Consider the following 9829-nt stretch of genomic DNA (forward strand, 5'->3'; position numbering starts at 1 on the left):
ATATGAGTGATGCAAATTTGGCTGTCGATGATTGCAAAAATTGCATGAAATATTTTGGATCACTCGAAATGCATAACTCATCAGGCGCACTTGCCGATATAGATCCCGTGTCAGCCGGATTCGCTACAGACCGGGATGGTTTTGTTTCTTACAAAAACTCGCTCCTGTTTTTACCGCCCAAGGAACGCGGCGCTTTCCGTCTGTTGCTCAATGCCTGGCCGAAAATCGTTTCAAAAGAAGATTTTTCAAAAAATGTCTGGGCAGGGCGCATGTCAGACGAAAGTTTGGCGCGCTGTATTACGCAATTGCGCCGAGCTCTCTCCAGTCTTGGCGTCGTGCAGATCGATTCCTTTTATGGCCAAGGTTATCGCCTGGCGATTCTGTCGGATAAAGTGCGGCGCTTGTCAGGCGCGCCGGCGACGGTTCCTCCACACAAATCCGATGCGGTAAAACCCCATGCAGCGCTGGTCGAGGCTTGCATCCACGCCCGGCAACTACTTGAACGTCGTTCGCAGGACGCCTTTTCCCAAGCGGAAGCTATACTCAAAAATGTCATCGTCAAGGCTCCCGACTATATGATGGCCAAGCTCCTGCTCGCACAATACGTGGCCGAGCGGGGTTTTTTTGATGCGAATATACAGCGCTCCCAAATTGACGATGCCCTTGGCCTGTTAAGACATGTCCAAGAGGCCGAGCCGTATCTGCAAGGTTTGCAATCACTGACAGGCCATCTTCTTGATTGCAAGTGGCATTTTGATGAGGCTAGGGGCGCACACGAACAGGCCTTGCAAATGTCGCCCGACGATGACGTCGCCTATTATCGCTACGGTTATCATCTGATCTACACCAATGCCTCATCCGAAGCCGTCGACGCTTTCCGTTTCGCGGCTCAACTCAATCCGTTCTCACCGAACATTGCCACTATGCTGGTGCGTGCCTGCGCTTGCGCAAACATGGATCCAGCCGAAGTATTAGCGCAAGCACGAAGCGCATATTCATCTCATCCGGATAGTCCTTGGACATACGTGAATCTGCTCTACACGCTAGCCTGGGTGGATCCGCAACCGGAAGTCGCCCATGCCGCACGTCATTTCGTACAAAAGAACCGCTATGCGCACGCCCTGACGTCGAGGGCCGTGGCATACGTACTTGCGCGTTGCGGCGACCATGCCGGGGCGCTGGAAGTCATTGAAAAGCATAGCAGTGTCCATGGGATACACCTGGCGGCTTTGGTTGCAATGGGAATGCTGGACGAGGCAATGATAAAAGTGAAAGCTGCTGCTGAAACCGGATTTGGCGTCTTGCCCTTTTTACTCAATGTTCCTGAAAACTCTGCACTGAAACAACACCCTGACTATCCCCAGGTACATGCGAAAGTATTTTCCCGCATGCCCGGAAAACAAATTTAGCGGCAATTTGTATATAACGTTTCGGTTTCGGCTACCTGCGTTTCTACCCATGTGGGGAGCCATTGCGAGGAAAGTCGCGCTATCGTGAAAATTCCAAGGGGAAATGCAACAACCAGCACTGCATAGTCGATAGAATATGAGTGATGCAAATTTGGCTGTCGATTGCAAAAATCGCATGAAATATTTTGGATCACTCGAAATGCATAACTCATCAGGCGCACTTGCCGATATAGATCCCGTATCAGCCGGATTCGATATAGACCGGGATGGTTTTGTTTCTTACAAAAACTCGCTCCTGTTTTTACCGCCCAAGGAACGCGGCGCTTTCCGTCTGTTGCTCAATGCCTGGCCTAAAGTCGTTTTAAAAGAAGACTTTTCAAAAAATGTCTGGGCAGGGCGCATGTCGGATGAAAGTTTGGCGCGCTGTATTACGCAACTGCGCCGAGGCCTCTCCAATATTGGCGTCGCGCAGATCGATTCCTTTTATGGCCAGGGTTATCGTCTGACGATTTTGTCGGACAAAGTGCGGCGATTATCCGTTGTGCCGGCGACAATTCCTCCACGCAAATCCGATGCGGTAAAGCCCCATGCAGCGCTGGTAGAGGCTTGCATCCACGCCCGGCAATTACTGGAACGCCGGTCGTTGGATGCCTTTTCCCAAGCGGAAGCCATACTCAAAAATGTCATCGCCAAGGCCCCCGACTATATGGTGGCCAAGCTCCTGCTCGCGCAATACGTAGCCGAGAGGGCGTTTTTTGACGGGAATATACAGCGCTCGCAAATCGACGATGCCCTTGGCCAGTTAAGGTTCGTTCAAGAAGCCGAGCCGTATTTGCAAGGCCTGCAGTCGCAGATAGGCTACCTCCTCGATTGCAAGTGGCATTTCGATGAAGCCAGGGGCGCGCACGAACAGGCGTTGCAAATGTCGCCCGACGATGACGTCGCCTATTATCGTTATGGTTTTCATCTACTGACCAGCAATGCTCCGTCCGAGGCAGTCAGTGCTTTGCATTCTGCCGTCCAGCTCAATCCATTCTCCCCGAATATGGCCGTCGGACTGGTACGTGCCTACGCTTGTGCAAATATGGATCCGGCCGAAGTGCTGGTTCACGCGCGAAGCGCATATTCATCTCATCCGGATAGTCCCTCGACTTATGTGAATCTGCTCTACACGCTAGCCTGGGTGGACCCGCAACCGGAAGTCGCCCATGCCGCACGTCATTTCGTGGAAAAGAACCGCTATGCGCACGCTCTCTCGTCGAGGGCCGTGGCATACATACTTGCGCGTTGCGGCGACCATGCCGGGGCGCTGGAAATCATTGAGAAGCACAGCAGTGTCCATGGCATACACCTGGCGGCGTTAACTGCCATGGGCATGCTTGACGAAGGAATGGCGAAGGTGAGGGCGGCCGCTGAAACCGGATTTGGCGTCCTGCCTTTTTCACTCAGCGTTCCGGAATGCGCGGCGCTGAAACAACATCCGGATTACGCTGAGGTACACGCCAAGGTATTTGGCCGCGTGCCTGCGAAGTGAGCAACGGCGCAATGAAAGAACATTGACGCCATATTTTCCGGCGCTGGAGCTGCCGTCGCCATTTCTTCCGGAAAGACTAGTCGCCAATATTCGAAAGCGCGGTCTTTCGTAACGGACGATGCCCTTGGTTTTCTGCCTGAAGAAATCAAGGCGCCTCTATAACGATCAACGATGCCGCGTAGTCGATGGTTTTCTTGTAAGCCGGCAGGCTGGGATGCGTGAGATTGCTCAAGGTCGTTAACCGATTTTTGAAAGCCAATAAATTGGATTCCGGATCACCTGCTTTTTCCAGGATGAGATAGCGGCAAACTCCGTTGATGACAACATGCACCTGGCCGATGACATTCGCACCGTAAAGCGTAAGCGCTGCCAGCTTCAAGATTTCATCGACGCGTTCGTCGAGCACTTTGTCGTCCGTGATCATTTCCATATGACTTATAACCCGTGGTAGTCGAGTCGTTCATCCTAGAGATCAAGGCGCTTGCAGTCCATTCGTTTGTGCGTGCTTTCACAATGGTTGTCAATTTCCATATCGTTTGGTCAGACTCTTGCCTGCCGGCACGCATTTCATTCTTTTCGTTGCTTTTCGAAAACGATCTTCGCGTCACATCTTCTCCTGGTTCGCAGATGCCACAAATGATGACGTCTTCTTGATGATTTCGTTAATCATTGTTTTCGTATGTCACACGAAGAAAATAATCACCTATATTCCATTCAATGCCGGCTGCGCGGCAGTTGGGTCAAATCTCTTATTTGATGGGCGTTAATCATGATTCTTCGGGATGATCAGTGGGAAAAATTAGAACCGTTGTTGCTTGGTAAGAAAGGCGCGCCGGGAGTAAGCGGGCGCAATAACCGGTTATTTATCGAGGCCGTGCTTTTGCATGTCTCCGATCGTCGCTGCTGGAGCGAATTATCATCCGAATTCGGAGGATGGAATGCCATTTATATGCGGTTTAGACGGTGGAACCAAAGCGGCTTCTGGCGCCAGATAGTGCAGGACCTGGATGGCCAGGGGGAACTGCGTATCGCAATGGAGAAGATTGCCGAATATGCCGATCAGCAAACAGAAGATGCTGTCAGAAGAAAGACCAGGAAAGTTGAACGTGAAATTTATGCAGCCTCAGTAAATTCGCTGAGAAGGGGCTTGGAAAAATATAATGAAAGTGAGGCCGGCGTGACCTGGCTGTCATTGGTAGGGCCACTTAAAGACAATGGGGGCATGAATCTTTGATGCCGGGCGAAAGAGGCTGAATTTCCATGTAGGCTGATTTGAAAATTTTTGGAGAAATTGATGGCTGAATTTCAGGTTGCCGATGAAGGAATCGGTACTGACATTTGCGGACCTGCGGCCAGGGATACATGCCTAGCCATGGCGAGAAAAAAAGTCGAGGCGCGCCGAATGCTTGAGGATGTGCTGGAAGAAAGCAGGCAACGCCGTGCCGACTGGAACAGCCTGCATGAGTCATGAGGATCGTGGTTACCTCGCAACCAATGATTATGTCTTTATGATGATTTTGCAAGGCAGTGCGCATTGTCGTTACAAAGGATCAAAGTGCATATAGCATTGCAAGAAGCTTGGCAGGGCAGGGAAGAAAAGATAATTTTTCCTGGTTAAATCAATTCAAAAAATATTGAATATAAAACGGCCTTCAATATTGTTTACCTGATTGAGCCCCGTGTCGTTGAACCTGGCGATGATCGTGGTTGGGGGAATGTCAGGCAGCTGGAGATAAGGCGATAGTTGTTTTCGAATTTTATAAGAAGAAAAATGCAACACTGGCATCGTCACACTCCGGGCATTGCTCCCGAATCCGTTGGATTTACAGTCGATCAGCATGGATTTGTGGCTTATAACAATGCGATACTCGATTTGCCGCCTAAGGAGAGAGGGGCATTAAGTCTTTTGCTGAGCGCCTGGCCGAAGTCGGTGTCAAAGAAGGATTTTGCCCTGCATGTATGGAATGGGCGGATGTCGAATGAAAGTCTCGCGCGTTGCATGGCGCAGCTACGGCGGGTGCTCTCGCATATCGGCATGATAAAAATCGATTCATTGTATGGGCTCGGATATCGCCTGACCATCCTGCCGGAGACTGTGGACGCCTCGGCCCGGTTGCTATCGGACCGCGGCCGCCAATCCGCCGCGGCCAAGGTGCATCCTTCAATAACGGCTGCCTGCCTCTACGCGCAACAAATTCTCCAGAATCATTCGCCAGCTGCCTATGACCGAGCCGAATCGATCATCAACGATGTCGTCTCTCAAGCCCCTGATTACATTCCGGCGAAACTGGTATTGGTCCAATGCATGGCCAATCGTGCGATCAACGGGATGCCTGGCTGCCCGAGGGCGATTGACGAAGCGCTGGAAATACTGGCTTCTATCGAGCGCACCGAGCCTGGCGCATCGGATTTGCAGTCACAAAAGGCTTATCTTCTCGACGGCAAGTGGCAGTTTGATGAAGCCCTGCTCATGCATGAGCAAGCGTTGCTTCTGGCGCCGGAAAATCCTTCCACGCATTTCAATTATGGCTTGCACCTGCTCGCGACTGGCGCAACACCCTGCGCCGTCATGGCGTTTCGCTCCGCCGTCGAACTGAATCCCTTTTCGCCCGAGCAGTCGATCATGCATGCGCGGGCCCTTGCCGCTGCCGGCGCCAGCGTCATCGACATGGTCGAGCACGCGCGCGAGGCGTATCGCATCCATCCAGACAGCCAGCAAGTCTATCTGTATTTGCTGGGCATGCTGGCGTTTGTGGATCCTCAGCCGGAACTGGCGCACGCCGCGAGGCAGATTACCTTAAGCCGTTCGTCCTGGATCTACGCTGCGGGAACTATTTCCTATGTGCTTGCGCGATGTGGCGACAGGGCAGCCGCCTTGGAATTGATTGATGCGCAGGCGTCTGCCAGCGCCGGCATCCGGGTAACGCATCTGGCGGCCCTGATAGCCCTCGATCTGGTTGACGCAGCGGTGCTCAGGGTGAAAGAGGCTACGCATGCCGGTTGTGGCCATCTGCCGATTTTGCTGAGCTTTGTCGAAAATTCGGCACTTAAGGAGTGTCCGGAATACCCCGCCATTCTTGCGCGCATATTTTCGGGTTAATCACTATCCAATACGCGATTCGCGGACGGTCCGTGATTGTCTAGGCCATGCGATGCCTGTCGCGGATGGCTATTTCTCCGATGACAAGAATATTTTCGCCAGTGGCAGTTGGGTGTTTATAACCCGCCTCGGGCTGTCTTCCCGCATTGCTGGATAAGTCCTCGATACCCCCTTTGCACAATCCATCCGGATGCGCTTTCGACAAAAGCGCATTTGTCTTTTGCATGGCGTTTTCAATGTGGCGGCTTTTTCAGCAGGTCAATTTTCTTATCTTATCCAATGCAAAAACAACAAATGCTTACGCCTTCCTGATGGTTTCGTTAAGCATTGTTGGGCGAGGTCGCAACTCCGAAAAAGCCGCCTACATTATCAGTTATTGAATGTGTTGCTCGCGAATTTAATGCTTCATGACGCGATTATCTCGATTTCAACAAGTCAGATATAGGTGCTTGTGTCGAGCAAATTTCATATGCCTGAATTGAATTGACGATTGTTGGGAGATATAAAAATGAACAAAGTTTATCGAGTCATCTGGAATAAAACCTCTGGTGATTATTGTGTGGTGGGGGAATCGGCAAAAAATGCTGGCAAGGGGAAGAGCAATACCTCGGTGTCACAGGTCAGAAAATTATCCGAAACGGCGGGGCGGAATTTTTCTGTAAAGACCATTGCTAAGAATATTTCTGTTATTTTTTTATTCGGATTTTTTACAGATATAGCGTGGGCTGGCTATATAGGAAATTGTGCCGGCACGAGCCTTAACTCTTGGACTTTGTTAGGGGTGACAGCGGCGGGTTGGCAGGGTATGAATGATGCGGGTGCAGCTGGCGAAGGAAATTGCGGCCCTTCTGGTACACAAGGAACGGGGGTAATTATCTCTGAAAATAATTCGGGAAATGGCGGGACGGCTAGCGCTACGTCGGCGTATATGTATATTGGCCAAACGGGGAACAATTCAGCTGGAAGTATTACACTTTACGGTCCTACCGGCATAAATTTAAAAGGTAACTCGGCTGTGACCGGGACCTTTTCGAGTAGTGGCCTTGCGACGTTCTCCAGCGGGGCTAGCCTGGCGAACAATAAGCTGACTAATGTCCTGGCCGGAACAGCTCCGACTGACGGCGTAAATTTCAGCCAGTTAAGCTCGCTGTCGACATCGACCTCGACTGGCTTGAGTACAACGAATAGCAATGTTTCGTCGTTGTCGACCTCGACTTCCACTGGTCTGAGTACGACCAACAGCAATGTGGCGTCACTGTCGACGTCCACGTCAACCGGCATCGCATCGTTGTCGACCTCGACTTCCACGGGGCTGAGCACGACCAACAGCAATGTTTCGTCGCTTTCCACCTCGACATCTACGGGTCTGAGTACCACTAATAGCAATGTGGCGTCGCTGTCGACATCCACGTCAACTGGCATCGCATCGCTGTCGACATCAACTTCGACCGGCCTGAGCACAACCAACAGCAACGTGTCGTCGCTGTCGACCTCGACATCTGCAGGTCTGAGTACAACGAATAGCAATGTGGCGTCGTTGTCGACGTCCACGTCAACTGGCATCGCATCGCTGTCGACATCGACATCGAGCGGCCTGAGCACGACCAATAGCAGTGTCTCGTCGTTGTCCACATCGACTTCCACTGGTCTGAGCACGACTAATAGCAGTGTCTCGTCGCTCTCCACATCGACTTCTACTGGTTTAAGCACCACGAACAGCAATGTGGGTTCATTGTCGACTGGCTTGAGCTCAACCAACAGCAACGTGTCGTCGCTGTCGACCTCGACCTCGACGGGTATCAGCACAACGCAAAGTGGGGTGAATTCGCTGTCGACCTCAACCTCGACGGGCATTAGCACGAATGCCAGCAACATCGGTTCGCTGTCGACAGGCTTGAGCACAACCAACAGTAACGTGACATCGTTGTCGACTTCGACGTCAACGGGTCTGAGCACGACCAATAGCAGTGTGTCATCACTGTCAACCTCGACTTCGACGGGCATCAGTACGAACGCGAGCAACATCGGTTCGTTGTCGACGGGGCTGAGCACAACCAACAGCAATGTGACTTCATTGTCGACATCGACCTCGACCGGCATCAGCACGGCGCAAAGCGGCGTGAATTCGCTGTCGACCGGCCTGAGCACAACGAACAGCAATGTGGGTTCATTGTCGACCGGCTTGAGCACGACCAACAGCAACGTCACATCGTTGTCGACTTCGACCTCAACCGGTCTGAGCACGACCAATAGCAGTGTGTCATCGCTGTCAACCTCGACTTCGACGGGCATCAGTACGAACGCGAGCAACATCGGTTCGTTGTCGACGGGGCTGAGCACGACCAATAGCAGTGTCTCGTCGTTGTCCACATCGACTTCCACTGGTCTGAGCACGACTAATAGCAGTGTCTCGTCGTTGTCCACATCGACTTCTACTGGTTTGAGCACTACGAACAGCAATGTGGGCTCATTGTCGACCGGCTTGAGCACGACCAACAGCAACGTCACATCGTTGTCGACTTCGACCTCAACCGGTCTGAGCATGACCAATAGCAGTGTATCATCGCTTTCGACCTCAACTTCGACGGGCATCAGTACGAACGCGAGCAACATCGGCTCGTTGTCGACAGGGCTGAGCACAACCAACAGCAATGTGACTTCACTGTCAACGTCGACTTCGACCGGCATCAGCACGAACGCCAGCAATATCGGTTCGCTGTCGACCGGCCTGAGTACGACCAACAGCAACGTAACGTCGCTGTCAACTTCGACCTCGACGGGGCTGAGCACGGCCAATAGCAATGTGGCTTCGCTGTCTACTTCAACCTCGACCGGTATCAGCACGGCGCAAAGCGGCGTGAATTCGCTGTCTACGGGTTTGAGCACAACCAACAGCAACGTGACGTCGCTGTCAACGTCGACCTCGACTGGGCTGAGTACGGCCAATAGCAGCGTGTCATCGCTGTCAACGTCGACTTCGACCGGCATCAGTACGAACGCCAGCAACATCGGCTCGCTGTCGACCGGCCTGAGCACAACCAACAGCAACGTGACGTCGTTGTCAACGTCGACCTCGACCGGCATTGCATCACTGTCGACAGGAGTTGCTAATTCTGTTCAATATGACAACCCTGGTCACACCAGCGTTACTTTGGGAGGGGTTGGTGCGACAACGCCAGTGACCCTTACCAATGTGGCTGCCGGCGTGAATCCAACCGATGCTGTGAACTACGGTCAGTTGTCGTCTTTGTCCACTTCGGCGTCGACGGGCATCACTTCACTGTCAACCGGCTTGAGCACGACCAATAGCAGCGTGTCATCGCTGTCGACCTCGACTTCGACCGGCATCAGTACGAACGCCAGCAACATCGGCTCGCTGTCGACCGGCCTGAGCACAACCAACAGCAATGTGACTTCACTTTCGACATCGACCTCGACCGGCATCAGCACGACACAGAGCGGCGTAAATTCGCTGTCGACCGGCCTGAGTACGACCAACAGCAACGTGACGTCGCTGTCAACGTCGACTTCGACGGGTCTGAGTACGACCAACAGCAACGTGACGTCGCTGTCAACGTCGACTTCGACTGGCATCAGCACGGCGCAAAGCGGCGTGAATTCGCTGTCGACCTCGACCTCAACGGGTCTGAGTACGACCAATAGCAATGTGGGTTCGTTGTCGACCTCAACTTCGACCGGCATCAGTACGAACGCCAGCAACATCGGCTCGCTGTCGACCGGCCTGAGCACAACCAACAGCAATGTGACTTCACTTTCGACATCGAC

Annotated in this window: 8 protein-coding genes; 6 read left to right on the forward strand and 2 right to left on the reverse strand. The window is 52.5% G+C overall.

From position 1 onward, the window contains the following. Nucleotides 1-2: 2 nt before the first annotated feature. Both V8G57_RS21950 and V8G57_RS21955 read left to right on the forward strand, forming a co-directional pair. Complete coding sequence (locus V8G57_RS21950; RefSeq protein WP_342831202.1) at nt 3-1409, forward strand: winged helix-turn-helix domain-containing protein; 1407 nt, start codon at nt 3-5, stop codon at nt 1407-1409. A 136-nt stretch (nt 1410-1545) separates the two neighbouring features. After that, the gene (locus V8G57_RS21955; protein WP_342831203.1) at nt 1546-2943 is read left to right on the forward strand and encodes a winged helix-turn-helix domain-containing protein; all 1398 of its coding nucleotides are present in this window, start codon (nt 1546-1548) and stop codon (nt 2941-2943) included. Nucleotides 2944-3088: 145 nt separating this feature from the next. On the opposite strand, the gene V8G57_RS21960 is transcribed toward V8G57_RS21955, so the two are convergent. Next, nucleotides 3089-3373, reverse strand: a complete 285-nt coding sequence (locus tag V8G57_RS21960) for a hypothetical protein (protein ID WP_144737152.1) — start codon at nt 3371-3373, stop codon at nt 3089-3091. Nucleotides 3374-3712: 339 nt separating this feature from the next. Here V8G57_RS21960 and V8G57_RS21965 point away from each other — a divergent pair, with 339 nt between their 5' ends. The 3 genes from V8G57_RS21965 (at nt 3713) to V8G57_RS21975 (ending at nt 6043) form a co-directional block, all read left to right on the forward strand. After that, on the forward strand, nt 3713-4177 hold the full coding sequence (locus V8G57_RS21965; protein WP_342831204.1) for a transposase: 465 nt from the start codon (nt 3713-3715) through the stop codon (nt 4175-4177). Nucleotides 4178-4237: 60 nt separating this feature from the next. Then, entirely contained in the window at nt 4238-4414 is a 177-nt protein-coding gene (locus V8G57_RS21970) for a hypothetical protein (protein WP_342831205.1), read from the forward strand. Between the two features lie 300 nt (nt 4415-4714). Continuing rightward, on the forward strand, nt 4715-6043 hold the full coding sequence (locus V8G57_RS21975; RefSeq protein WP_342831206.1) for a winged helix-turn-helix domain-containing protein: 1329 nt from the start codon (nt 4715-4717) through the stop codon (nt 6041-6043). A gap of 40 nt (nt 6044-6083) precedes the next feature. Here the strand turns inward: V8G57_RS21975 and V8G57_RS21980 are convergent, their stop codons facing one another. Further along, a complete protein-coding gene (locus tag V8G57_RS21980; protein WP_342831207.1) occupies nt 6084-6269 on the reverse strand; it encodes a hypothetical protein in 186 nt (61 codons plus the stop codon). A gap of 282 nt (nt 6270-6551) precedes the next feature. On the opposite strand from V8G57_RS21980, the gene V8G57_RS21985 reads away from it, so the two are divergent. Further along, on the forward strand, nt 6552-9829 hold a 3278-nt coding region (locus V8G57_RS21985; protein WP_342831210.1), incomplete at its 3' end, for an ESPR-type extended signal peptide-containing protein.

Origin of the sequence: Collimonas rhizosphaerae (genome assembly GCF_038896935.1) — a bacterium.
Lineage (GTDB): Bacteria > Pseudomonadota > Gammaproteobacteria > Burkholderiales > Burkholderiaceae_D > Collimonas > Collimonas rhizosphaerae.